This is a genomic window from Prauserella halophila (assembly GCF_024171895.1).
Classification (GTDB): domain Bacteria; phylum Actinomycetota; class Actinomycetes; order Mycobacteriales; family Pseudonocardiaceae; genus Prauserella; species Prauserella halophila.
In genome coordinates this window covers 834,294-858,222 of sequence record NZ_JAMTCQ010000009.1, presented here as the reverse complement: position 1 = coordinate 858,222, position 23,929 = coordinate 834,294, and the positions used below count along the sequence as shown (strand labels likewise).

The window sequence follows — 23,929 nt, the reverse complement described above, 5'->3', positions numbered from 1 at the left end:
GCACCGCAGCCCGGCCTCGCCGCATCCGGGCCTCGCCACGCCGCCCACCGCGGTGCGGCTCGGGTCAGCGGCGGTACCAGCGGGGCGAGGTGTTCAGCGGCGGGCTGAGCTCGGCCGCCACGACCAGCAGGTTGGGCTCCGCCGAGCGCGTGAACTCGCGGAGGCGCCTGCGGAACGCGCGGCCGAATCCGTCGACCCGGTCGGCATCGACCCCGAACGATTTCGCCAGCCCGACGAAGTCCGGCGTCACGAGATCGACACCCTCGTGCGGGAGGCCGCCGCGCGTCTGGTCGTAGCGGAGCATGCCGTACCCGCTGTCGTCGACCACGACCACCGTGATGGGCAGGCTCTCCTGGATCGCCGTTGCCAGTTCGGCGACGCCGTACAGGAATCCGCCGTCGCCCGTCACGCACACCGCCCGGCCGCCGCCTGCGGCCGCGACGCCGAGGGACGCGGGAAAGCCGAACCCGAGCGTGCCCCAGCCCATCGGGTAGGCCAGCTTGCGCGGGGCCGCGACACGGTAGAAGCCGCCGATCCAGTAGCCGGCGACGCACATGTCCGAGACCAGCACCGTGTCGTCGGGCAACGTTTCGGACAGCGCGGTCAGCAGCTCCGCAGCCTGCGGTTCCTCCCTCCGGATGCGCCTGCGCACGCGCGTTTCGATGTCGTCGAGCCTGCGCGACAGTTCGGCCAGGCCCGCACGCCGCGGCATGCCCAGCGCCAGGTTCTCGGTGACCTCGCGGGCGTCGCCGGTCAGCTGCAGGTCCGGTGGGTAGTTCTTGGCCGCGTCGGCGGGGTCGACATTGATGGTGATCAGTGTCGGCGGCTTCGGCATCCGCCAGTTCTGGGTCATCATGCCGTCGAAATCGGTGCCGACGGCGAGCACGATGTCCGCCTCGTCCCACAGCGCGCCGACCTCGGGTGTGTGCACGGGATTCGACGCCCGGCACGGGTGGTCCGGCGGCACGATCCCCCGCGCGGCGTACGTGGTGATGATCGGGGCCGCCAGGCATTCGGCCAGCTCCCCCAGCACCTCGCCCGCGCCTGCACGGAGCGCCCCGCCGCCTGCCCAGATCACGGGGCGCCGCGCGGTGCTCAGCAGTTCGCGTGCCTGCAGCAGATCGGCGACGTCGACGCGCTGGATCACCTCCGTCGACTCGGCGGGCAGCGGATCGGCGGCCTCGGCGGTGAGGAAGTCCGCGGGAATGCCGACGTACACCGGGCCGCTCTGCGGTCGCCGCGCGATCCGGCCCGCCCTGCGGACCACGCGCGCGATGTCGTCCGGCGAGTCGGCGGTCAGCGTCGCCTTCGTCACCGGGGCGAACATCGCGGCCTGGTCGGACGTCTCGTGCAGCGCCCCGCGCACCACGCCGGGCGTGCGCAGAGTGGAGGGCACATCGGTGGCGATGACGATCACCGGCGACGCCGACGCGTGCGCCTCGCCGACCGCGGCGAGGGTGCCCGCGGCTCCGGGACCGCTCGTCACGACCGCCACGCCGAGCCGCCCGGTGGCGCGGGCGTAGCCGTCGGCGGCGAACCCGGCCGACTGTTCGTGGCGCACGCCGATCAGCCGGACTCCCTGCTGCGACAGCGCGTTCCACGCCGGCAGGTTGTGCACGCCGGGCAGCCCGAACGCGCGATCGACCTCGAGCTCGCGCAGTGCGTCCGCGAGCCTCCTGCCTCCCGTGCATCCTCCGGTCGCCGCCACGCCGCGAGGATACGAGTAGACCTCACGACCGGGAGGTGACGGCCTCCTCCGGGGGCGGCGGTGGCGGAGGCGTACCGTTGCCGAACGGCCGTCCGCCCAGTTCCTCCCTGCCGTGCGCGGTGGTCCACCCCGACAGGTCCGGACCCTTCGGCACGATGCCCGTCGGATTCACCTGCTCGTGCACCTCGTAGTAGTGCCGCTTGATGTGGTCGAAATCGACCGTGTCGCCGAAGCCGGGCGTCTGGAACAGGTCCCGCGCGTAGGCCCACAGCACCGGCAGTTCGGTGAGCTTGTGGCGGTTGCACTTGAAGTGACCGTGGTAGACGGCGTCGAATCGCACCAGCGTGGTGAACAGGCGGATGTCGGCCTCGGTGATCGTGTCCCCGACGAGATAGCGCTGCCGCGAGAGCCGGTCCGACAGCACGTCCAGCCGGGCGAACAGCCGGTCGTAGGCGTCCTCGTAGGCGGCCGGTTTCGTGGCGAAGCCTGCTTCGTAGACGGCCGCGTTGACGTCCCGGTGCACGTCGGCGTTGACGGCGTCGATCTCGTCGCGCAGTGCCTCCGGATACAGCTCGGGCGCGCCGTCGCGTTGCAGCGCCGTCCACTCGGTGTCGAGGTCGAGCGTGATCCGCGGGTAGTCGTTGGTGACGAGCCTGCCGCTCGGCACGTCGACGATCGCGGGCACGCTGATGCCGCCGTCGTAGGCCGGGGCGGCCCTCTCGTAGGCCTCGTACAGGAATCCGATGCCGAGTACTGGGTCGAGTCCGCCCGGATCGAGGGTGAATCGCCAGCTGCGGGAGTCCTGGATCGGATCGGCGACCGCCAGCGACAGGACTCCCTCAAGGCCCAGCAGTCTGCGGACGACCAGCGCCCGGCTCGCCCACGGGCACGCGCGGCTGACGACCAGGCGGTAGCGGCCCGCTTCGACGGGCCAGCCGTCACGGCCGTCGGCGGTGATACGAGCGTCGAAGGCGTTGGGGGCGCGGTGGAACTCGCCGGTCTCCGGGTCCGTCGGGATGGTCATGACACCGACGCTAGTCGATACGCCGCAGTCCTACGACATCGTGAGGTCCGACGCGATCCGCGTGAGAATCGCCCTGGCGTCATCGCCCTCGGCCGCCACCGACCACAGGCTGTCGAAGTAGCGGCGATACAACGCCGCGTCGGCGGCGTCTTGCGTGGTGAACTCAGTATTGATCAGCTCCACCGTGACGGCGTCGTCTTTCAAGACGAAGTTGTGTGCGACCACAGCCGGGAGCCGGCGTCCGAGCGGGATGATCCCGAACCGTAACGACGGCAACCCCTGCACCGTGATCAGCCGGTCGATCTGGCCGAGCATGACGTTCCTCGGAGCGACCGGATAGTGCAGGGCGGACTCCGCCATGAGCAGCTCGACCTGTTTCGACTCGTCGTAGAGGACCTGTTGCCGGTCCATCCGGCCGCGGACAGCCTCGTCGGTGTCGCGCGGGGAGTCGTGCATCTCGGCCAACGACAAGAACACGTGCCGGGCGTACTCGGCGGTCTGCAGGAGTCCGGGGACAAGCGTCAACGAGAACACACCGATGCGGTCGGCTGTCTGGTCCGCCCGCGCGACATTCTCCTGCAACGGCCGGTGCCCGACGCGCAACTGCCGGGCCCACCGGGCCTCGTCGAGCCGGATCGCGCGCAATTCGTCGCGCAGTTCCTCGACCTGCTCATGATCCAGATCGAGCACGCGACCGAGGTCCACGATGTCGGTGTCGGTGACCGCCTGCCGGGCGTTTTCGATCTTGCTGATCTTCGACGCCTGCCACCCCAGTTGCTCGGCAAGCAGTTTGCCCGACAGACCTGTCGACCCGCGCAACAGGCGCAACGTGTCACCGAGTGCGAGTCGGCGCGGACTGGTGTCGGTCAAGAGGTCCCTGCGAGATCATCGGTGTGCGGGCGGGCCTGAGGCCAGACCTTATCGCGGTAGGCGCGATGCTCGGCGACGACACTCTCGTCCGAACTGGTCTCGACCCGACTCAGCAGCTTGTCATCGTCGAAGCGCATGATCGCGACGAGGCGGTCGTCGAACAGGTAGAAATCGTAGTCCGGCATCGCCAGCTGCTGCGCCGTGGATTGCTCGATCCACCGGATGTCCTCGCCCGCATCGACGTTCGTCTGCGTGTTCTCCAGCATCCACTGGAGGTACTCGGTCAGCGGTTCGGTCAGCATCCGCACCCGCTGCCACGTCTTACCGTCGGCGACGAGACCTCCGATGAAGTCGAGCCACGGCCGCTTGGCCGCCAGGTCGGGCGGCAAGCCGTCGCGCCACCGTTGCAACTTCGCCTCGTCAACGGCGTACTCACCCTGGCATTCCCACCGCCACGAGCTGTGGCGAAAGCTGCGGAACAGCTCGTTCAGTTCGTCCATCGGACTCATACGTGGCGAGACTCCTGCGGGAAGTGGCGTACCAGCTCCTTGGGGATCTCGACAACGGTCTCCCACTCCGGGATCCCGTTGTTGTGCCTTCGCAGCTCGGCAAGCGCGGCCGTGTCCGTGACGACGTTGCCCTGGACGAGGAACGTGTCGCGGTCAGTCTCATAGACGGTCGGGCAGCTGCCCTCTTCCGAGCTGGTGCCGAGGTACCGGATCTTCATCTGGGCTCCTTGGTTGATGAGCACATCATCGATGTACTCCGAGAAATTTGAGCACAGTACAACCAACGATGGAGTCAACCTGCGCAGGAACCTCACCCCCATAGCCTCCCTCGACATCCTCCACTGGAGGGTATCGCGCCAATATTTCTCAAATTTCTTACTCCAGGGCGACACGCTGAAACGCGACCACAGGACACGGCCACAACAGGGAGTACGTCATGGGATGGATCAGCGGGGACTGCAGGTTGCCCTACGTCCTCGTCAACGCGGACGGCATATCGCCCAACGACCCACACGAAGGCCAGCCCGACGACGACGTCCTCGCCGACAAGGACGACAAGGACGACGAATGATCGCCCGCGACCGCGACCTGCTCGCACGTCTCGGGCAGGTCAACACCGGACTCGGCCGGGCCGTCGTGGACCTCATGGGCCGCCAGGACGGCGGCACGCTGCCCGTCGACGGCGTCCGCGAACTGGCCGAACTGCTCGGCGGCATGTCCGCGGAGCTCTACCAACGCGCCGCCGAACTGGAACACGGCGCCGCCCCCGTCCGGATCGTGATCGACGCCCGCTGACTCCGCCCGCCCGGCGCGCGGTGGAAATCCCCGACCTCAAGGCCCGTCGGAATGGTCCTGACACCGGCACCGGTGCGTACACTCCTGCCACCGCACGCTCCGCGCGGCGGTCTCCGACCCGTGGGAGGTGGCGCCGATGTCGCTCATGCCCGTGACCGATTCGATGTTTCTCGCCGTCGAAACCCGCGAACACCCCATGCACGTGGGCGGACTGCAACTGTTCACCCCACCCGACGGCGCGGGACCCGAGTACCTGCGCGACCTCCGCGAAACGATGCTGCAGCGAACGACCGTCCGCGAGGTCTTCCAGCAGCGGCTGCGCAGGCCCGTGAACACCGCGGGTTACCTGGCATGGCAACGCGACCCGCACCTCGACCTCGATTACCACTTCCGGCACTCCGCCCTTCCCGGACCCGGCCGCATCCGCGAGCTGCTCGAACTGACCTCCCGTTGGCACAGCACCCTGCTCGACCGGCATCGCCCGCTGTGGGAGGTGCACCTCGTGGAAGGACTGGCCGACGGCCGGTTCGCCTTGTACAGCAAGATCCACCACGCGGCGATGGACGGCGTGTCCGCGCTGCGGCAGGTGACCGGCGTGCTGTCGGACGATCCGGACGACCGCGCATGTCCGCCGCCGTGGGGCAAACGCGAGTCGCGGCGCCGTCCCCCGCGTGCCGCGCCGGACCCGATGGAGATGCTGCACACGGCGGCCGGAACTGCGCGGCAACTCGCGGGGACACCCGGTGCGGCACTGTCCATCGCCCGGGAGGCGTTCCGCGAACGCACGCTGACGTTGCCGCTCGAAGCTCCGAAGACGATGTTCAACGTGCCGATCGGTGGCGCCCGGCGGTTCGCCGCGCAGTCGTGGCCACTGGAGCGGGTCAGAGCCGTCGCCTCCGCCGCGGGGGTGACCCGCAACGACGTCGTGCTCGCCATGTGCGGCGGCGCGCTGCGGGACTATCTGACCGAACGGCATGCGCTGCCGACCGCACCGCTGACGGCGATGGTGCCGGTGTCGATGCGCTCGGGCGGCGATGCCGGGGAGGCGTCCGGCAACCAGATCGGCGCGCTGCTGGCGAACCTCGGCACGGATCTGCAGGACGCGGACGAGCGGCTGGCGACAGTCGCGCGGTCGACGGCCGACGCCAAGCGCCTGTTCCGCGAACTCACCCCACTGCAGGCACTGCTGCTGTCGGCGCTGAACGTCGCTCCGCTCGCGGCGAGCCCGCTGCCCGGCGTCGCCGGGAACACGCGCCCGCCGTTCAACCTGGTGATCTCGAACGTACCGGGACCGCACAAGCAGATGTACTGGAACGGCGCGCGTCTCGACGGCATCTACCCGGCGTCGGTGCTGCTGGACGGGCAGGCGCTGAACATCACGCTGACGAACTCCGGCGACGACCTGGACGTCGGCATCACGGGCTGCCGCCGCAACGTCCCCCACCTGCAGCGCCTGCTGACCCATCTCGACACGGCCCTGACGGACCTGGAGAAGGCGACCCGCTGACCCCGGCGTCCGTCCACCCGCAGTAACCGCCCGCGCCACCCCCACGTCCGGCGACGTGCCCCGAAGGGCACCTTCGGGGCGTTGAGCGCCCCGAAGGTGCCCTTGGGGGCAACCAGTAGCAGCAACCCGCAGCAACGGGTGGTTACTGCGGGTCAGGCGATGCCCTCCGGGCTGGCTCCCGTGACCGGGACGCCCGCCGCGGTGATGCGCTCGATCTCCGCCAGGTCGCCTGCCGTCAGTTCGAGGTCCGCGGCGCCGACGCTGTCGGCGATGTTGCGGGCCCGGCGCGCGCCGACGATCGCCACGTGCACGCCCGGCTGCGCCAACGTCCACGCGATGGCGAGCTGGCTGACGCTCGCGTTCTTGCCCGCCGCGAACTCCTTCAGCTCCTCGACCACGGCCACGTTCCGCCTCAGGTTCTCGCCCCGGAACGCCGACGACCGCGACCGCCAGTCCGAGTCCTCGAACGTCGCGTCGGCCGTCAGCGAGCCGGTCAGCAGGCCACTGCCGAGCGCGCTGTAGACCAGCACGCCGATGTCGTGGGACCGCGCGTACGGGAGCGGATCGGTCTCGATGTCCCGGCGCAGCAGGTGATACGGCGGCTGCAGCGTCTCCACGGGCCGGGTGCGGTCGAACGCCGCGAGCTGCTGGCTGTCGTAATTGGACACTCCCGCGTGGCGGATCTTGCCCTCGTCGACGAGTTCCTGCAACGCCGAAGCCGTCTCCTCCGCAGGCGTCTGCTCGTCGGGCCAGTGCACCTGGTGCAGGTCGATGTGATCGACACCGAGGTGCCGCAGGCTCTGCTCGACGCCGCTGCGCAGGAACTCCCGCGTCGCCTTCCGCGGCCGGTCGCTGCCCGGTTCGATGCCGCCCTTCGTCGCGACGACGACGCTGTCGCGATCGCGGTCCAGGTCCGGCCGCAACGCCTTGCCGAGCAGTTCCTCGGACGCACCGAAGCCGTACGCCTGCGCCGTGTCGAAGAACGTCACGCCCAGTTCGCGGGCCTGCCGGATGGCCTCGATCGCCGCGTCCGAGTCGAACGAACCCCAGTCGCCGCCGATCTGCCACGTGCCGAAGCAGATGCGCGAGACGTCGAGGCCGCTCCTGCCCAATGTGATCGTCTGCATGCCCCAGGACTACCCCGCACGGCCAGCACACGCACCGTGAGGTCCTCCACCTCGGCGAGAGGAATAGACGCTCCCCGGGAAACGGCCGACCCCAAAAGAACTATTTGACAGTCGGTGCCGCACGCCCGGAGACTGCCGCCTCGTGACCGAAGACAGCCTCGACCGCCTGCGCGTACTCGCCCACCCGCTGCGCATGCGGCTGCTCTCGCTGCTGACCGGAGCGGCGATGAGCTCGGCCGAAGCCGCCCGCGAGCTGGGCGAGAAGCAGGCCAACGTCAGCTACCACCTGCGCCGCCTGCGCGCGGCCGGACTGGTGGAACCCGCAGGAGAAACGGTGATCCGCGGCGGCCGGGCCAAGCGGTACCGGCACGACCCGGCGAGCGCAGGCCCGTTCCTCGACCGCGAGCCCGAGGAGGAACGCATCCTGCTCAGCACCCTCGCCGACGAGCTCAAACGCAGGTCCACGCAGCGGAGGCCGGGCGCCGAGTACGCGACCACGGACGCCGAGGTGTGGGTCGACGAGCGGGTGTGGCAACGTGCCCGCGCGCTGGCCGACGAGCTCGGCGAGCTGCTGCACACCCACGCGAAGCCTCCCCGCACGCCCGGCACCCACCGGATCAGTGCCACGGTCGCGCTGTTCCGGCTCGAACAGCGATGACGGCAACACCATCCCGGGAGCCCTTGTCGGCATCCGCAGGGTTGACGGCTCCGCTCCGCCTGCCGGACTTTCGCAATCTGTTCCTCGGCCGCACGTTCGACGAGTTCGCCAACGCGCTCGCGCCGGTCGCACTCGCCTTCGCCGTGCTGGACCTCACCGGTTCACCCGCAGCGCTCGGCCTCGTCGTCGGAGCGCGGTCACTGGCCAACGTCGCGTTCCTGCTGCTGGCCGGTGTCCTCGCCGACCGGTTCCCACGGGCGGTGATCCTCCAGGGAACCGGCGTCGCGGCCGCGCTGACCCAGGCGACCATCGCGACCAGTGTCCTTTACGGATTCGCCAGCGTGCCGTTACTCGTCGCGCTGAGTGTCGGTAACGGAGCGGTGTCGGCGATCTCGTTGCCCGCCGCGGCTGCGCTGACCCCGCAGACCGTGCCGTCGTCGCTGCTCACCCAGGCCAACGCGCTCGTCCGCGCTGCAGCCAACGCCGGGCGCATCGGCGGGGCCGCGCTCGGCGGCGTGCTCGTCGCGGCCGCCGGTCCGGGATGGACACTCGGTGCGAACGCGGCCCTCTTCGCACTGTCGGCGGTGGCCTACCGAGGTGTGCACGCCCCGTCGGCAGGCGAGGACACGCGCCGGTCGCCGCTGCGCGAACTCGCCGAAGGGTGGCGCGAATTCACCGCACGCCGGTGGGTGTGGCTCGTCGTGCTGCAGTTCATGGTGGTCAACGCGGTCGTATCCGGCGGCCTCGTGGTGCTCGGGCCCACGATCGCGGACGACGGCATCGGCCGCGGCGGCTGGGGCTTCGTCCTCGCCGCGCAGACCGCCGGAGCGTTCGCGGGCGGCTTCCTCGCCGCCCGGTGGCGCCCCCGGTATGCGCTGCGCATCGGGGTCGCGGTGACGCTCGTCGAGGCCGTCCCGCTCGTGTTCCTCGCGCACCTGCCCGAGCTCGTGCCGCTCATGGCCGTGATGTTCCTGGCCGGCATCGCGATCGAACAGTTCACCATCGCCTGGGACGTGTCGCTGCAGGAGAACATCCCGCCCGACCGGCTGGCGCGGGTCTACTCCTACGACATGCTCGGCTCGTTCATCGCACTGCCGATCGGCGAGATGGCCGCGGGGCCGCTGGCCGAACAGTTCGGCAGGTCCGCGACGCTCGTCGGTGGCGCGGCCGTGCTGGCGGTCGTCACCCTGCTCACACTGACCAGCAGGCAGATACGCACGCTCCAACGGCTGCCGGGGAGCTGATCACACGTCACGTGCGTGATCAGCTGCCGGACGGCACGTAGCCCAGCTGCTTGTCCACGACGTTGCGCAGCTCGTCCCCGGTGCGCCACCGTTGGAAGTTGTCCGTGAAGACGCCGACGAGTTCGCGTCGCCAACCGACGACGTCACCCGACATGTGCGGGGAGATCAGCACGTTTTCCATCGTCCACAACGGATGGTCGGCGGGCAGTGGCTCGGTGTCGAACACGTCGAGCGCGGCGCCGGCGATCGTCTCCGACCGCAGCGCGGCGACGAGGTCGTCGGTGGCGACCAGCTCGCCACGGCCGACGTTGATGAACCGCGCGGACGGTTTCATCGCCGCGAACGCAGCCGCGTCGAACATGTTCTTCGTCTGCTCGGTCAGCGGTGCGACGGCGACGACGTAATCGGCGTCGGCCACGCACTCGGCGAGGCGGTCGGTGGCGTGCACGGTGCCGAAGTCCGGATCCCCGGACCGCGCACGCCTGCCCGCACCCGACACCTGCAGGCCCGCGGCACGCAACAACCGTGCGATCGCCCTGCCGATGGGACCGGTGCCGACGACGACCGCCGAGGCGCCGCCGATCCGCTCGGTCTCGCGATGACGCCAGGTGCGCGCGTCCTGCAGGCGCAGCGAGCGCGGCATGTCCTTGGCGAACGAGAGCACCTGGCCGAGTACGTACTCGGCGATGGAGTCGTCGAACACGCCGCGCGCGTTGGTGAGTACGACGTCGCTGGCCTGCAGTTCCGGGAACATCACGGGGTCGACGCCGGCCGCGGCGATGTGCAGCCACTGCAGCCGGTCGGCGGCATGCCACGCCGACGGGAGCACCGTGGACAGGAAGTCGTACATGAACAGCACGTCGGCTCCGCGCACCGCGTCGGCGAGCCCGGCGGCATCGGTGTACCGGACCTCGGCCTGCTGCTCGACGGCCGTCATGTCCGGAGGCGGGGTGTCACCTGTCAGCACGGCCAGCACGGGTGTGCCGGTCTCGGTCACCGCATTCACCGTTGACACGCTAGGACTGGGTCGTATGATTGTCAACAATCCGGGCGTGCCTCGGAGCCCACCCGCCGCCACTCCGGCAGCCGCCGTCACTCGGGCAGTGGCCGTCGGTCGTGTCCACCGTGGACCCCACGGACGCCGAGGAGGTGCCTCGTGCCCACGATCGGTTTCGTCTACCCGGATCACGCCGCGGAAGACGACTACCCACTGGCCGAACGGATGCTCGGTGACGGCACCGCACTGCCCGTCGAACACATCTACGGCACCGACCTGCACGCCGTGCCCGAGCTGCTCGACCTCGGCTCACCCACCCGGCTGTCCGAGGGCGCCGCACTGCTCGGCAAGCACACACCCGACGCCGTCGTCTGGGCCTGCACCAGCGGCAGCTTCGTCTACGGCTGGGACGGCGCTGCGGAGCAGGCCGCCGGACTGTCGGAGGCCGCGGGCGGAGTCCCCGCATCGAGCACGTCGCTGGCGTTCGTCCACGCCGCCCGGGCGCTCGGGCTGCGCACCGTCGCCGTGGCGGCGAGCTATCCGGACGACGTGGCGGAACTGTTCGCCGACTTCCTCGACCACGGCGGGATCGACGTGGTGTCGGCCGCCGCGGCCGACATCGACACCGCCGCCGAGGTCGGGGAGCTGCCGCCGGAGCGGGTCGTCGAGCTGGCGGTCAGCCACGACCACCCCGACGCCGACGCGCTCGTTGTGCCGGACACCGCGATGCGCACCCTCGCGCTCGTCGACGAGATCGAACGCCGGCTCGGCAAACCCGTCCTGACCGCCAACCAGGTCACCGTGTGGGAGGGCCTGCAGATCGCGGGCGTCACCCGCACCTACGACGGCCTGGGCACGCTGCTGCGTACCGGCGGGCGCCGATGATCGCCGACATCGAACCGGTCAACCGGGAATCCACGGCCGCGATCATCGCCCGCAGGCTGCGCGAGGCGATCATGGCCGGGACGCTGGCTCCGGGTATGCAACTCGGCGAGGCCGAACTGGCCTCCCGGTTCGAGGTCTCCCGCGGACCGCTGCGTGAGGCGATGCAGCGGCTCGTGTCCGAGGGCCTGCTGCGCAGCGAACGCCACCGCGGTCTGTTCGTCGTCGACCTCGAACCCGGCGACATCCAGGACATCTACGCCGCGCGATCGGCGGTGGAGCGCGCCGCGGCAACGCTCGTCGTGCGTGCCTCCGAACGGGACGCGATCGCCGCGGTACTGGACGAGGCCGTGGCACGGATGGCCGACGCTGACGCCCAGGGCGATCCGACCGCACTGTCCGAAGCGGACTTGCAGTTCCACGAGGCGCTCATCGACGCCTCCGGCAGTCCCCGGCTTCGCCGCATGGCCCGCACGCTGATGATCGAGACCCGCATGTGCCTGACGGCGCTGCAGCACACCTACCCCACCGACGACTACGAGACCGACGTGCGCGTTGCCGAGCACCACGCGATCATCGCAGCCGTCCGTGCCGGTGACGAGCCGGAACTGCTCCGACTCCTCGACGAGCACATGGCCGACGCGCTACGCCGACTGACGCCGGACCCCGGCGACGACTCCGAACCCGGCGGCACCGAGCCCGGCGACAGCGCCGAACCCGGCGGGGCCTGACGCGGCGACACCGCCGGGCCGGTCCGCCTCAGCCCTCGCCGCGCACGCCTCGGCAGAGATAGGTCATCGCGGGCGGCAGGTTCCGCCACACGGGCGGCTGCGCCTCGACGTTCTCGAACACGGCCTCGACCTCGGCGCGGAACCGCTTCGACCCCGGAATCCGCGCGGCGTGGACGTAGGCGAACGTCGTGAACACCGCGTGCGGCGCCATCGCCGTGGCGATCTCGCCGAGGATCCGGCGCTGCTCCGCCACGGTGAACAGCGACCACGGCAGGCCGCAGAGCACCGCGTCGACGCTGGTCACGCCGCGGTCGGCGAGGATCTTGCCCAGTTCGGCGGCGTCTCCGTTCACGACCTCGACGTTCGGGTTGTCGCGCTCGAGGTGGCCCGCCATGCGCTCGTCCTGTTCGACGGCGATGTAGCGGCCGCCGCCGGACACGCGTTCGCTCGCCGCCCGCGTGAACGCACCGGTGCCCGCACCGATCTCCACGACGGTCGGCGCGGCAACCGTGTCGGGTACGGCCGACGCCATGCGTGCGGCCAGCGCACGCGAACTCGGCGTAGCGGCACCGACGGCCTTCGGGTTACGGACGGCCGCGGAGACGAACGGCGGCAGCGAGCGCTTCAACGAATCGAGCATGACCACACCATCCGTGACGACCTCGGCCTTCCGCTTCGTGTCAAAGCTCACAACGGGTCCCGACCAGCGAATACGCCGGTCGGGATGGCCCGGACGGACCGGCTCAAGCATAGCGGCCGCCGGTGCACCGAAACGACGCGGACACCACCGAACGGGGTCCGCGCAGACCCTCGGAGCACCTCACGACGCCGAATCACCTCACGAGACCGGATCACGGAGCCCTCCGCCGTGAGATGCGAATGCTTGGTCGCTTCACAGCCGGCCCGGAAGCCGGGACACCTCCCCGCAGCCGCTCGAGCCAGCCATAAGGGCATCCGCGAACGACAGGTCTGCTTGACATTCTGTCGAGCTCGCTGGACAAAGTGGCACGTGGAACAGACATCCGTCAGCGATCGCAACAACCGGGTGCGTCAGGTACGCCGGGCCGTTGAGGTCACCCAAGCCCAACTGGCCGAAGCTGCCGGGGTAGCCCGGCAGACGGTGGTGGCAATGGAGCGGGATGATTACGCGCCATCGGTGTATCTGGCGTTGGCAGTGGCTCGATACCTGGACACCACCGTGGAGGCGTTGTTCGCCCCACAGGGCGAGGCGACCGATCGAGCTGGGGAAGACGGGCGTGCCCGTGCCGGACAGAAGGCGGGGACACGAGGGGAATCAGTCGATGGCAGGGGAGAGCCCGATGAGTGAATACGAGCAGCGACTCAAGCCTGTGGTGCGTGCCATCCGATGGGTCGGAGACCTCTCCAACCCGCTCTACAGCGAAGAACGACGACGTGACGTGTCGAACGAGGCCGCCGCGGCAGGGCTCCAGGTCATCCTCCTCCTCGGCCTGGGAGCCGCCGGTGGGAGTTTGTGGATCGCCGGAGGGGAGGCGCTCCCCTACATCTGGGTCTTCATGGCTGTCCTCCTTGTAGGACTTCTCACGGCCAGCTGCTACGCCGCCCTGCTGGGGGTGAGCAGTGCCCGGAACTCCCCACGAGTGAGGCACAATCGGCCCCGCGACGTTCTCGCCCTCGGTCTGTGGCTGGTGCTTTTCAGTGGATACCTCCGGGCGATCCATCCCGGCGAGTTGGACTTGGTGACTGCCCTCGCCGCCATCCTCGTAGCTGCGTTCAGCCTTGGAGTGTCCTTGGGGCTACTGGTGCTCTGGAATCGGCGAATCCGCCGATCGTCGGACCGAGGCTGACCCGTGATCCACCGACGTGTGCATCGGCGATCGAGTAGCCCACGATCCGGCTCGACCACGCGTCCTTGACACCGCAGAGGTAGACCGTGCCCTCGCCGGTGGAATGCTCGGTGTGTCGATCAGCCACACCTGGTTCGGCGCTGGGGCGGTGAACTCACGGCGCACCAGATCCTCGTGCGCCGGCGAACCGGGCCGAGTCTTCTCCGGCCGTCGTTTCTTACCGAACACACACCACCACTCGTTGTCCGAGCAGATCTTCCACACAGTCCGGTCCGACACCGCGACCCCGTGGCGGTGACCTCATCGTGCAACAAGCGGTAGCTTACGCGCGACCCGCACGACATCCTCACGGAACTCACGGGGATACGGCCTGGGCACAGTCGCATCCTTCCACGCCTGCACATCAGCAAGCGAACTCAGACGTCACACATCCATTCAGCAGCCCCCTCCTTGTGGGTCGCCACCGTCGACCTCTGACTACACAACCTCATCACGACTGATTCCTGAAAATGCCTAGTAGAGCCCGGCCGTTCCGGACAATCCTGCTGCGCACTCGCGATCGCGAGGGTTCATCGTGGCCGGATCGACGGTGCCGCCGAGGCGGTCGCACCCGTATTGGAATTGCCGTCATCGAAGCGAATCCACGGCGTGGTGACAGCCGTCGATCAGGTGCGGCGGGCAGTACAGCCGTGGCAGGCGGTTCAGGTGCCGGCGAGTTGCACAACCACCTGCACGCATTCAGCAGTGAACCCCTTACGTTGCCCCAGTGACGACCCATCGAATCGATCTTGTTGGCAAGCACGTCAGGATCCGTGAGTTCACACCCGACGACCTCGACGACGTGCACCGCATCGTCGGCGACGAGCGCGTGACGTCCCATCTCGCGTTCGACGCCCGCACCCGAGACGAAGCCTCGGCCATGCTGAACGGGACCCTGGAACGCGCCCAGCTCGAACCCCGGTCGGAGTACTACCTCGCGGTAACCCCGAAAGGCGAGAGCCCATCCGACGAGGTCGTCGGCTTCGCACGTCTCGGCTTTGCCGGTGTTCAGGCCGCGAAGCTGGGCTACGCCATCGCCGCCGACCACCAGGGCCGTGGATACGCCACCGACACCGTCCGCACCATGCTGGAACTGGCCTTCGGACCACTGCAACGACACCGGGTGTCGGCGGCTATCGGACCTGAGAACAAGGCCAGCCACGCCGTCGTCCAACGCATCGGCTTCACCCGCGAAGGCGTACTGCGCGATCACGTCTTCACCAACAGCGCCTGGCGAGACTCAGTGCTCTACTCGCTGCTCGCCGACGAATGGACCGCCCTCCAGGCCTGAGGCCACGCCAGTAGCCGCGTGGCATACCACCAGTGCCCGTGTTCTGGAACGCTTCTCGCTCGCCGGAGCGTCGTGAACAGGTAATCGCCGACTGCCCGACCCGTGCACGCAGCGTGAACAGAACACAGGCGATTACGGCGCTTCTGGCATTGCCTCCGAGTGGAAAGCCGGGAGCGCCGACGATCGCGCGCCGCCCTTCGAGTTCCCTCTGGCTTCCTTGTGACATCTGACAGCCGGCATCGGGCGGACCGGATCGGGGTCTTTTCCGGCGATCTAGCGGACGAAATCCCGACCGAACCTCTTCGTTGCGTGGTCGACACGCCACTGCATCACGGGTGGGCAGAGCCAACTCCCGAGCTGCTCACACGACTTCTCGACGCTCTGAAGAACAGCCTGTAACCAGCCCGACCGCACACCGCTCCGCCGTCCTCGATACCCGACACCCAATTCCAGGTCCCGGAGGTACACGACATGCCGCCTGGTACAGCCGCTCCCTCCGCGTCGACAGGAACCTCGATACGTGCGGTGGCTGTGCTCGTCACGGGAGCCGCCGGTTTGATCGGCGTACCCGTCGTACGGCTGCTGCGTGCACGAGGTTTCCGCGTAGTGGCGGTCGACGACGGAAGCGCGGGCACGCTGCACCGGCTCGACGAGTTCGCCGACTGCGCCGAGGTGCAGCGTCACGTGCTCGACATTCGCCAGCGTTCGAAACTGGTACAGCTCATGGCAGCCGAACACCCGTGGGCTGTGGTGCATCTGGCCGCGCAGCACTTCATTCCGGCCTGTGACGGCGCGCCCGCCGAAACCTTGGCGATCAACGTGCTGGGCACGCAGCACGTGCTGGATGCCTGCGCCGTTCACCCGCCGCAACGGCTGGTGTTCGCCTCGACCGCCGACGTGTACGGCGCGAACGAGAGTCCGCATGGCGAGGATGATCCGCCTGAGCCGCAAGGCGTGTACGGCTGGTCCAAGCTGTTCGGCGAACGGCTGTTGCAGGACCAGGCGCACCGACTCGGCCACTGCACGGCAGTAGTCGCCCGCCTGTTCAACGTCTACGGACCCGGTGATCCGCACCCGCACCTGCTTCCTGTGCGCTGTTCACGCGGCGTGCACGGGGTCGAGCAGGCGGCGTCGGGCAGTCAGTGACGGTCGTCGGAATCGGCGCCTACCGGTTCACTACGCTCCGGCGAGCGAGAAGCGTTCGAGCACATGCCATCGGTACTGGTGGTCGGTTCGGTACAGCTCGACCAGCCGTAGCTCGGTAACGGTGATCGCGGTTGACGGCACCGGCCGGGCCTTGTGAGCGGCGGCGATGAACGGGCCGGGTGGCTGCACCCGATTGCTGTAGGCAATGCCCACGTGCGGGCGGTACAGGGTCAGCGGGTCGACGTCGTCGTAGCCGGAGGCCTCGGACACTGCTCGGTGCAGGAACAGCAGTGGCGACCACGGGGCGACGCTGAAGCGAAGAGCGCCGGGTGAGCCGGCCAGAGGGAACAGGCGGAGGTGGAAAGGCCTGGTTGTCCGGCAGTACTCGCTGACGGCGGTGACCGCGGTGTCGAGCGTGCCAGCAGGGACTTCATCGACGTACCCGAAGCGCCGCACGGTCAGGTGCAAGCTCTCCGGCGGGATGAGATCCAGGCCGTCTTCCGGAAGGACCGCCTGGCACTGTTGGCTCAGCTCGACGGCGTGAGGCTCGTCGTCCAGAGTGACCATCCAGTGATACGAGCGCCGATGGGGCCGGTCCCAGTGGCACAGCATCTGATCGAGCTGATCGAACGCGGCTTGATCGTTCCTGGCGACGCCGGCAGGGTCATCGGGGTCCGTCGGCAGACTGACCGGGAAGGTCGAGCTGTACGAGGTGCCCATGCGGTACACACCTACCTGTCTCCGAGGAACGGCCGCGTCCTGCTGTCGGAGCACGGACGTGGCAATGTCGAGCCGGACCCAAGCCCGGCTCCAGTCGGAATCCGCGGGTTCGACGGCGGGATCGATGTCGCCGGTGTCGTGCAGCACGCGTGGTGTGTCGCCCGGCCGGACGTAGGCGGTCGCTGCGTTCGCGGCCACCCGGGCGTAGCCGTACGACTCGAAGGGACCACGGGCCATTCACGTTCCATAGCAGGTGAAGCCATCAGGACCTCCACTTGTCCGCAGTTGTGTTTCCTATTGATTAGAATGCTGCCCCTTTTTGGGAATTTATGAATCCATGGAATCTTTATCAGAATTTCTCGATTGGCTCAGTTGAGCACTGACGTGCCCAGCCACTGGCAAGCATGGAGAGCGATTTCCACGTCCAGACGGTCCGTTCCGATGGGTTGTCCGCGCATTTGTTCTGCTTTCTTCACGCGGTACTTCACCGTGTTGTAATGCAGGTTCAGCACGTCGCCCGCGGCTTTGTGGCTCGATCCTCTCGAAAGAAACTCCCGCAATGTGCAGCGGAGCCGGTGAGCGTTGTCGGTGTTTGCCGCGAGTGGTCCGAGTACCTCTGCGACCCAATTCCTGGTCTCGTCGACGTTGCTACTGAGAAGAGCGATCGTCGGCAGGCCGGGCTCGTCGTAGAACGAGACACGTCGTTCGTCGGGGTCCGCGCGGATTGCGATGTCATGCGCGAGTTGGGCTCGACGATGGCTTTCGCGGAACCCGGCATGGCCGTAAGCGGGAGTGCCAACCGAGATCGAGAGGCCGTCGGAACGCTCCGTCACGCACTTGCGCAGCGCTGGGTGATCGATGACGGCCCCTTTACCCAGTGGGATCCATGCCCATCCGGAAACCCGGTCGAAGGCAACGAACAGGGGCGGTCGTTGAGTTCCGGTGCAGTCTGCGACCGCATGGGTGGCTCGTTCGAGGTCATTGATTCGCTCGCTGCCGGTGTCGGGGAACCAGAGGATCAAGGCAAGATGATGCTGGGCCATCGAGTACCCGAGCTCAGCTTCACCACCTCCGGCCTGCGCGTCTTCGTTGTTGAGGAGCTCGCGAACGCGCACAGTGCGGACACTGCTACGGTTCGCGAGCCACCGTTCGCGTTCGCGTTCGTAGGCGTCGACCACTTGCTGTGAGATCCAGTCGATGTAGTCGGAGACCACCGAGAAGATGCGATGCGCCACCGACAGGCGCAAGCTCGCCTCGAGTTCGGTGCCTTCGAGCTCTTTCAAGGCACTGTCGAGCAGTGCTCGCTGCCCGAGCCGATATGCCCTGACGAGCGCGGTGGCCGGCACTCCGTGCTGGGCGAGGCGCCGCGCGTACTCCATGGCCGCAGCGGGAGCTTCCAAGTGTTCCGTGGCGATGTCGTGCTGAAGCGTGTGGAGGATGGTGTCGACGTTGCCTTCGATACTCGCGCCGAGAAGTTCGAGCAGCCGGACATCGCCTCGGAGCTCGTCGATCCTCGACTCCAGAACCCTCTTGATCGCCAGGGTTTCCACCGTGAGGCGGCTGTTGAGGTTGGCTGCGACGACGGCGACCCACCGGTCCACCACGTCCTGCTCCGTGTCTGTCGCCATCCGACAACATTAGCCTGAGGACGTCGTCCCGCGTCAACTGAACCATGCGGCCTGCACTGCCGTGACCAGCAGTTATACCGGGGACGGTCCGCGGTTCCTCGCGGGGGTCACACTCGCTTCGTCTCACTGTTGTTTCGGGGAGACGAAGCCGACGTGATTCTTCATCATGACGAGACATGGTGCGCCTCACAGGTGTCTTCGTATCTTCGATAAGCCACGGTCACGACGAAGTCACCAGGAAGTACTCATGAACCTCCCGGATTTGCCTGAAATGCGCGCCGCGCAAGATCCCAACGGTCCGGCAATCGCCGACGATGCCGTGGAGCTGACGAACGCCGAGTTCTCGTCCGCGGTCGCAATCGCGTCAGGTGTCCTGCGCTCCCACGGAATTCTGGCGGGTGACGTGGTGGCAATCATGCTGCCGAACAGCACATCATTCGTGGTTGGTTTGTTCGCCGCATGGCGGCTGGGCGCGACCGTAACGCCGATCAACCCGTCCTTGGCCGCGGACGAGGTCGAACATCAGCTCCACGACTCCGCAGCGAAGGTTGTCGTCACTCTCCCGGAGCGACTCGCGGACGCTCCTCACTCCGTCGTTGCGATCACTGACCTCGCGCCCCACTCGAGCACCCCAGTCGCGGTCCCGGAATGGATGCCGAGCTCGGCCGACCTGGCCTTGCTGATCTACACCAGCGGCACCACGGGCCGCCCCAAAGGCGTCATGCTCGATCACGGCAACGTCGACGCCATGTGCTCGATGGTCATCGAGGGCTTCGGTCTGGACAGCGCGGCGCACAGCCTGCTGATCCTGCCGTTGTTCCACGTGAACGGGATCGTGGTGAGCACGTTGTCGCCGCTGCTGGCAGGGGGCCGGGCCACCATCGCGGGGCGTTTCGACGCGAGGGCGTTCTTCGACCGGGTCGAACGAGCTCGTCCCACGTACTTCTCCGGCGTGCCGGCGATCTACGCCATGCTCGCCGACCTCCCCAGCGACGTTTCTCCGGATACGTCCTCCCTGCAGTTCGCGGTGTGCGGCGCTGCTCCCGCGAACGTCGAACTGCTCGCCAAGTTCCATGACCGGTTCGGCGTGCCGATTATCGAGGGCTACGGCCTGTCCGAGGGCACGTGTGCGAGCACGCTCAACCCACTGCGCGGTGTCCGTAAGGCCGGCACCGTCGGACTGCCCCTGCCAGGGCAGTCGGTCCGGATCGTCAACGGCGACGGGCGAGACGTCGACCCCGGCATGGCCGGCGAGGTCCTCATCAAGGGCGAGAACGTGATGCGCGGGTACCTCAACAAGCCCGAGGAAACCGCCGTGACCATCACCGATGAAGGCTGGCTGCGCACCGGTGATATCGGGTATCTCGACGAGGACGGCTACTTGACCTTGGTCGACCGCGCCAAGGACATGCTGATCCGGGGCGGCGAGAACATCTACCCCAAGGAGATCGAGAACGTGGTGCACCAGTTGCCCGACGTGTTCGAGGCGGCCGTCGTCGGCCGCTCGCACCCGGTTCTCGGTGAAGAGCCCGTGCTCCTGATATCCCTGGCCAGTGGGGCGTCGCTGGGGGAGGACGACATCCGGGGCCATCTGGCCGAGAAGGTATCCAAGTTCAAAGTTCCTGCCGAGATCCTGATCATCGAATCCTTGCCCAAGAATCCGGTGGGAAAGATCGACAAGCCTTCGCTCAGAAAACGAGTCTCGGCAGTAGTGAGCTGACCTGGCTCCGCCGAGCAACCTGTTTCAGCCGCTCCAAAAGTGAACGGGTAGCGGTATCCCCATGTACCAAAGGAGTTGACGATGGGGTTCACAACGGCCGACGCACCGCCTGTCGAGGTCGAGACTTTTCTGGAAAAGCCTTTGCGCGAGCGCATGAAAACGCTGGCCCTGCACTGGGTCGAGTACGGATTCGGCTCACCGAAGATGATCCACACCACCTACATCGTGAAGCTGGTGATTTTCTACATCATTGGCGGGACCGCGTTGACAACGTGGACATCTGGCCTAGGCCCGTTCTGGGATGTGATGAGCTGGTGGGACGAGCCGATCGTGTACCAGAAGCTCGTGTTGTGGACCGTTCTGTTGGAAGCGGTCGGGGTCGCCGGGTCGTGGGGGCCGCTGGCCGGAAAGTTCAAACCCATGACCGGGGGGATCTTATTCTGGGCTCGTCCGGGGACGATCCGCCTGAGGCCTTGGCGTCGTGCTCCCTTCACCTCTGGTGATCGTCGTACGGTCGTTGACGTTGTCCTTTACCTCGGCTTCCTGGCCTCGGTGACGGCAGCGGTGCTGCAGCCGGGTGTGCCGAGCGAATCACTGGCGGCTGTGTTACCCGACAACACGACCGGCCTCGTCAATACCGCCCCGCTGATCCCGGCCATCGTGCTGCTGGTCCTGATCGGCCTGCGGGACAAGACAATCTTCATCGCGGTGCGCAGCGAACAGTACCTGCCGGCGATGCTCTTCTTCACCACTCTGCCGTTCATGGACATGGTCATTGCGCTCAAACTGCTCATGGTGAGCGTGTGGGTAGGGGCCGGCGTGTCCAAGTTCGGGCGGCATTTTTCGAACGTCGTCCCCCCGATGGTGAGCAACAGCCCGTGCATACCGAGCCGATGGGGGAAGCGTGCGCATTACCGAGACTTCCCACGTGATATTCGCCCGTCGGGTCTGGCTCACTTCATGGCACACGTGGGCGGCACGTTCGTCGAGATCGCGACGCCGCTGGTGCTGCTGTTCTCCACCAACTACTGGCTCACCCTGGGTGCCGTCACGCTGATGGTCCTGTTCCACCTGTTCATCACTTCGACCTTCCCGCTGGCCGTGCCACTGGAATGGAACATCCTCTTCGGTTACGCTGCGGTGTTCTTGTTCCTGGGCTTCCCCAACTGGCAGGGTCACGCCGTGTGGGACATGTCGTCACCCTGGCTGGCCGCCGGGATCGTCGCGGGGCTGATGTTCTTCCCTGTCCTGGGCAACCTCCGTCCGGATCTGGTGTCGTTCCTGCCATCGATGCGCCAGTACGCGGGCAACTGGGCGTCCGCTCTCTGGGCCTTCGCGCCGGACGCCGAGGCCAAGCTCAACAGGGTGAAGCGGCCAACGACGAACCAGATCGAGCAGCTCGAAGCGATGGGCTATCCGCCCAAGGTCGCTGAAATCACCATGCAGCAGACTGCCGCGTGGCGGTCGATGCACAGCCAGGGGCGTGGGTTGTTCTCCCTGCTCTACAAACACATCCCCGACGTGGACCGCTGGTCCGTGCGTGAGGCGGAATTCGCGTGCAACTCGCTCGTCGGGTTCAATTTTGGAGATGGACACCTGCACAACGAGGACCTGCTGGCCGCGGTGCAGAAGCAGTGCGATTTCGACCCCGGCGAGTTCATCGTGGTCTGGGTCGAATCGCAGGCGATCCACAGTTCGGTCCAGCACTACAAGGTCATCGATGTCGCGGTGGGCGTGATCGAGCGGGGTACGTGGAAGGTGGCAGACGCCGTGCGCGAACAGCCGTGGCTGCCGAACGGGCCGATTCCCCTCGACGTGACATGGTCTCGTCCATCCCGGAGGAGTGCGGTGCAGCACTCCGGCGCTCCGGGCCGGGACACCGACCGCCAATGGGCGGCGTCGTGAGTACGGCGGTCGTGGTGGGCGGCGGGCCCAACGGGCTCGCCGCCGCCGTCGCGCTGGCCAAGGCCGGCGTAGAGGTCACTGTTCTGGAGTCTGCCGATCAGGTTGGCGGCGGCACACGGTCCGGCGAGGCGATCCTGCCCGGGCTACTGCACGATCACTGCTCGGCGTTCCACCCCATGGCTGTCGGCTCGGCGTTCCTCAACGGCCTGGGCTTGGAGGACTACGGGCTGTCGTGGCGGTGGCCCGAGATCGACTGCGCGCATCCGCTCGATAATGCCGATGCCGGCGCGTTGTGGCGTTCGGTCGAGCAGACCGCGAGCGGGCTCGGCGCTGACGAAGACCGGTGGCGGCTTCTCTTTGGTAGCCCGTCGGCCGGTTTCGACTCGCTGTCCGAAGACATCATGAGGCCTATGCTGCGGCTACCGAGGCATCCGCTGCGGCTGGCACGCTTCGGCGCGCCCACGCTTCTTCCCGGGTCAGTCCTCGCCCGCTGCTTCACCACCGAGCGAGCCCGAGCGTTGTTCGGCGGGGTAGCAGCCCACGCATTCCAACCCCTGCATCGCCCGCTGAGCTCAGCCATCGGCCTGGGTATCCTGACGGCAGGACATCGGCACGGGTGGCCAGTGGCGGCTGGCGGTTCGCAGTCGATCACCACTGCTCTCGCCGCGCTGCTCGCCGACCTCGGGGGCAAGATCGAGACGAGCACTCACATCGAGGACGCATCGCAGCTCCCACACGCGGACGTGACTCTCTTCGACCTCGCGCCGCGTGCGGTAGCGGACATCCTCGGGGATCGCCTGCCACGACGAGTGTCGCGTGCATACCAGCGGTTCCGCCACGGCCCCGGGGCTTTCAAGGTCGACTTTGCTGTCCAGGACGGGATCCCTTGGCTCAATCAAGATGCTCGGCTAGCGGGCACGGTCCATCTCGGCGGGAGCTTCACCGAGATCGCAACGACTGAGCGCGATGTCTACCACGGACGAATGCCCGAAAGGCCGTTTGTCCTCGTTGGCCAGCAATACCTTGCCGACCCTCAGCGCTCGGTCGGCACGGTCCACCCGCTGTGGACCTATGCGCATGTCCCGAACGGCTACACCGGAGATGCAACCGAGGCGATCATCAATCAGATCGAGAGGTTCGCGCCTGGCTTCCGCGACCGCATCGTGGGCAAAGCCGTGCGGACCACAACCGAGATGGCCGTATACAACCCGAACTACGTCGGTGGGGACATCGTCACCGGCGCCAAGAACGCGAACCAACTGATACTAGGACCACGACCGACACTCGACCCGTACAGCGCGGGGATACCAGGTGTGTACATCTGCTCAGCCGCAACACCACCTGGACCGGGAGCACATGGGATGTGCGGGGCGCACGCGGCTCGCACCGCACTGCGCTACCTGGACAGCTATGGTTGATCGGTGCAGATGCTTGCCTTCCGGCAACACTTGACCAGCTGGCCGAGTTTGCCGGTCCCGACGGGAAATTTGGATGGCCACGTTCGACGCACCCGTCGAACGTGGCCATCGAGGGGTCCTTCCTCCAGGTCACCGGGTCGGGCTGCTGACGCGGTCAGGCGACCGGGGCAATGTTCTCGTTGAA

24 protein-coding genes are annotated in these 23,929 nt (G+C 67.5%); 14 read left to right on the top strand and 10 right to left on the bottom strand.

Features of this window, described 5'->3' with window-relative positions; all coding sequences use genetic code 11:
- Positions 1-64 precede the first annotated feature (64 nt).
- Genes LY41_RS10190 through LY41_RS10170 form a run of 5 tightly spaced genes read right to left on the bottom strand, consistent with a single transcriptional unit; the run spans position 65 to position 4,329 of the window.
- Positions 65-1,708, bottom strand: a complete 1,644-nt coding sequence (locus tag LY41_RS10190) for a thiamine pyrophosphate-binding protein (RefSeq protein ID WP_308292225.1) — start codon at positions 1,706-1,708, stop codon at positions 65-67.
- Between the two features lie 22 nt (positions 1,709-1,730).
- Entirely contained in the window at positions 1,731-2,732 is a 1,002-nt protein-coding gene (locus LY41_RS10185) for a glutathione S-transferase family protein (RefSeq protein WP_253863622.1), read from the bottom strand.
- A gap of 30 nt (positions 2,733-2,762) precedes the next feature.
- Positions 2,763-3,602: a helix-turn-helix domain-containing protein gene (locus LY41_RS10180; RefSeq protein WP_253863621.1), complete on the bottom strand. Its 840-nt coding sequence runs from the start codon at positions 3,600-3,602 to the stop codon at positions 2,763-2,765.
- Positions 3,599-4,111 carry a DUF6879 family protein gene (locus LY41_RS10175; RefSeq protein ID WP_253863620.1) on the bottom strand — a complete coding sequence of 171 codons (513 nt, stop codon included), beginning with the start codon at positions 4,109-4,111 and terminating at the stop codon, positions 3,599-3,601. Before LY41_RS10175 ends, LY41_RS10180 begins: the two co-directional genes overlap by 4 nt.
- Entirely contained in the window at positions 4,108-4,329 is a 222-nt protein-coding gene (locus LY41_RS10170; RefSeq protein ID WP_253863619.1) for a hypothetical protein, read from the bottom strand. The genes LY41_RS10175 and LY41_RS10170 overlap by 4 nt, the downstream gene beginning before the upstream one ends.
- A 218-nt stretch (positions 4,330-4,547) precedes the next feature.
- Between LY41_RS10170 and LY41_RS23610 the strand changes: the two genes are divergently transcribed.
- From LY41_RS23610 to LY41_RS10160, 3 genes are all read left to right on the top strand, one after another.
- Positions 4,548-4,682, top strand: coding sequence for a hypothetical protein (locus tag LY41_RS23610; RefSeq protein ID WP_301296812.1), 135 nt, complete (start codon positions 4,548-4,550; stop codon positions 4,680-4,682).
- Positions 4,679-4,906 carry a hypothetical protein gene (locus LY41_RS10165; protein WP_253863618.1) on the top strand — a complete coding sequence of 76 codons (228 nt, stop codon included), beginning with the start codon at positions 4,679-4,681 and terminating at the stop codon, positions 4,904-4,906. Before LY41_RS23610 ends, LY41_RS10165 begins: the two co-directional genes overlap by 4 nt.
- 136 nt (positions 4,907-5,042) lie before the next feature.
- Complete coding sequence (locus LY41_RS10160) at positions 5,043-6,413, top strand: WS/DGAT/MGAT family O-acyltransferase (protein ID WP_253863617.1); 1,371 nt, start codon at positions 5,043-5,045, stop codon at positions 6,411-6,413.
- Between the two features lie 152 nt (positions 6,414-6,565).
- Here LY41_RS10160 and LY41_RS10155 read toward each other — a convergent pair whose 3' ends face one another.
- On the bottom strand, positions 6,566-7,540 hold the full coding sequence (locus LY41_RS10155; RefSeq protein WP_253863616.1) for an aldo/keto reductase: 975 nt from the start codon (positions 7,538-7,540) through the stop codon (positions 6,566-6,568).
- Positions 7,541-7,682: 142 nt separating this feature from the next.
- On the opposite strand from LY41_RS10155, the gene LY41_RS10150 reads away from it, so the two are divergent.
- Positions 7,683-8,198: a helix-turn-helix domain-containing protein gene (locus tag LY41_RS10150; RefSeq protein ID WP_308292224.1), complete on the top strand. Its 516-nt coding sequence runs from the start codon at positions 7,683-7,685 to the stop codon at positions 8,196-8,198.
- Between the two features lie 23 nt (positions 8,199-8,221).
- Positions 8,222-9,442 carry an MFS transporter gene (locus LY41_RS10145; protein ID WP_253863615.1) on the top strand — a complete coding sequence of 407 codons (1,221 nt, stop codon included), beginning with the start codon at positions 8,222-8,224 and terminating at the stop codon, positions 9,440-9,442.
- 19 nt (positions 9,443-9,461) lie between these two features.
- Here LY41_RS10145 and LY41_RS10140 read toward each other — a convergent pair whose 3' ends face one another.
- Complete coding sequence (locus LY41_RS10140; RefSeq protein ID WP_308292238.1) at positions 9,462-10,439, bottom strand: D-2-hydroxyacid dehydrogenase; 978 nt, start codon at positions 10,437-10,439, stop codon at positions 9,462-9,464.
- A gap of 159 nt (positions 10,440-10,598) precedes the next feature.
- Here LY41_RS10140 and LY41_RS10135 point away from each other — a divergent pair, with 159 nt between their 5' ends.
- A complete protein-coding gene (locus LY41_RS10135; protein ID WP_253863614.1) occupies positions 10,599-11,324 on the top strand; it encodes a maleate cis-trans isomerase family protein in 726 nt (241 codons plus the stop codon).
- Entirely contained in the window at positions 11,321-12,052 is a 732-nt protein-coding gene (locus tag LY41_RS10130; protein ID WP_253863613.1) for a GntR family transcriptional regulator, read from the top strand. Before LY41_RS10135 ends, LY41_RS10130 begins: the two co-directional genes overlap by 4 nt.
- 28 nt (positions 12,053-12,080) lie before the next feature.
- Here the strand turns inward: LY41_RS10130 and LY41_RS10125 are convergent, their stop codons facing one another.
- The gene (locus LY41_RS10125) at positions 12,081-12,743 is read right to left on the bottom strand and encodes a class I SAM-dependent methyltransferase (protein ID WP_253863612.1); all 663 of its coding nucleotides are present in this window, start codon (positions 12,741-12,743) and stop codon (positions 12,081-12,083) included.
- A gap of 318 nt (positions 12,744-13,061) precedes the next feature.
- Between LY41_RS10125 and LY41_RS23860 the strand changes: the two genes are divergently transcribed.
- The 4 genes from LY41_RS23860 (at position 13,062) to LY41_RS10105 (ending at position 16,354) form a co-directional block, all read left to right on the top strand.
- The gene (locus LY41_RS23860) at positions 13,062-13,379 is read left to right on the top strand and encodes a helix-turn-helix transcriptional regulator (RefSeq protein WP_253863611.1); all 318 of its coding nucleotides are present in this window, start codon (positions 13,062-13,064) and stop codon (positions 13,377-13,379) included.
- A complete protein-coding gene (locus LY41_RS10115) occupies positions 13,372-13,878 on the top strand; it encodes a hypothetical protein (protein WP_253863610.1) in 507 nt (168 codons plus the stop codon). The genes LY41_RS23860 and LY41_RS10115 overlap by 8 nt, the downstream gene beginning before the upstream one ends.
- A 766-nt stretch (positions 13,879-14,644) precedes the next feature.
- The gene (locus LY41_RS10110; RefSeq protein WP_253863609.1) at positions 14,645-15,208 is read left to right on the top strand and encodes a GNAT family N-acetyltransferase; all 564 of its coding nucleotides are present in this window, start codon (positions 14,645-14,647) and stop codon (positions 15,206-15,208) included.
- A gap of 471 nt (positions 15,209-15,679) precedes the next feature.
- The gene (locus LY41_RS10105) at positions 15,680-16,354 is read left to right on the top strand and encodes an NAD-dependent epimerase/dehydratase family protein (protein ID WP_253863608.1); all 675 of its coding nucleotides are present in this window, start codon (positions 15,680-15,682) and stop codon (positions 16,352-16,354) included.
- 30 nt (positions 16,355-16,384) lie between these two features.
- Here LY41_RS10105 and LY41_RS10100 read toward each other — a convergent pair whose 3' ends face one another.
- Positions 16,385-17,221 (bottom strand): 2'-5' RNA ligase family protein, encoded by an 837-nt coding sequence (locus LY41_RS10100; RefSeq protein ID WP_253863607.1) that lies wholly within the window; start codon positions 17,219-17,221, stop codon positions 16,385-16,387.
- 221 nt (positions 17,222-17,442) lie between these two features.
- The gene (locus LY41_RS10095; RefSeq protein WP_253863606.1) at positions 17,443-18,702 is read right to left on the bottom strand and encodes a PucR family transcriptional regulator; all 1,260 of its coding nucleotides are present in this window, start codon (positions 18,700-18,702) and stop codon (positions 17,443-17,445) included.
- 247 nt (positions 18,703-18,949) lie between these two features.
- Between LY41_RS10095 and LY41_RS10090 the strand changes: the two genes are divergently transcribed.
- The 3 genes from LY41_RS10090 to LY41_RS10080 all read left to right on the top strand — a co-directional run bounded on the left by LY41_RS10090 (position 18,950) and on the right by LY41_RS10080 (position 23,745).
- Positions 18,950-20,422, top strand: a complete 1,473-nt coding sequence (locus LY41_RS10090) for a class I adenylate-forming enzyme family protein (protein WP_253863605.1) — start codon at positions 18,950-18,952, stop codon at positions 20,420-20,422.
- Positions 20,423-20,503: 81 nt separating this feature from the next.
- Complete coding sequence (locus tag LY41_RS10085; protein WP_253863604.1) at positions 20,504-22,327, top strand: DUF3556 domain-containing protein; 1,824 nt, start codon at positions 20,504-20,506, stop codon at positions 22,325-22,327.
- Positions 22,312-23,745 (top strand): phytoene desaturase family protein, encoded by a 1,434-nt coding sequence (locus tag LY41_RS10080; RefSeq protein ID WP_301296810.1) that lies wholly within the window; start codon positions 22,312-22,314, stop codon positions 23,743-23,745. Before LY41_RS10085 ends, LY41_RS10080 begins: the two co-directional genes overlap by 16 nt.
- Positions 23,746-23,929: the final 184 nt, after the last annotated feature.

Coding starts and splice junctions, on each gene's coding strand:
- LY41_RS10185 (WP_253863622.1), bottom strand. CDS start 2,732: ATGACCATCCCGACGGACCCGGAGACCGGCGAGTTCCACCGCGCCCCC.
- LY41_RS10175 (WP_253863620.1), bottom strand. CDS start 4,111: ATGAGTCCGATGGACGAACTGAACGAGCTGTTCCGCAGCTTTCGCCAC.
- LY41_RS10170 (WP_253863619.1), bottom strand. CDS start 4,329: ATGAAGATCCGGTACCTCGGCACCAGCTCGGAAGAGGGCAGCTGCCCG.
- LY41_RS23610 (WP_301296812.1), top strand. CDS start 4,548: ATGGGATGGATCAGCGGGGACTGCAGGTTGCCCTACGTCCTCGTCAAC.
- LY41_RS10165 (WP_253863618.1), top strand. CDS start 4,679: ATGATCGCCCGCGACCGCGACCTGCTCGCACGTCTCGGGCAGGTCAAC.
- LY41_RS10160 (WP_253863617.1), top strand. CDS start 5,043: ATGTCGCTCATGCCCGTGACCGATTCGATGTTTCTCGCCGTCGAAACC.
- LY41_RS10155 (WP_253863616.1), bottom strand. CDS start 7,540: ATGCAGACGATCACATTGGGCAGGAGCGGCCTCGACGTCTCGCGCATC.
- LY41_RS10130 (WP_253863613.1), top strand. CDS start 11,321: ATGATCGCCGACATCGAACCGGTCAACCGGGAATCCACGGCCGCGATC.
- LY41_RS10115 (WP_253863610.1), top strand. CDS start 13,372: ATGAGTGAATACGAGCAGCGACTCAAGCCTGTGGTGCGTGCCATCCGA.
- LY41_RS10105 (WP_253863608.1), top strand. CDS start 15,680: ATGCCGCCTGGTACAGCCGCTCCCTCCGCGTCGACAGGAACCTCGATA.
- LY41_RS10095 (WP_253863606.1), bottom strand. CDS start 18,702: ATGGCGACAGACACGGAGCAGGACGTGGTGGACCGGTGGGTCGCCGTC.
- LY41_RS10090 (WP_253863605.1), top strand. CDS start 18,950: ATGAACCTCCCGGATTTGCCTGAAATGCGCGCCGCGCAAGATCCCAAC.
- LY41_RS10085 (WP_253863604.1), top strand. CDS start 20,504: ATGGGGTTCACAACGGCCGACGCACCGCCTGTCGAGGTCGAGACTTTT.
- LY41_RS10080 (WP_301296810.1), top strand. CDS start 22,312: ATGGGCGGCGTCGTGAGTACGGCGGTCGTGGTGGGCGGCGGGCCCAAC.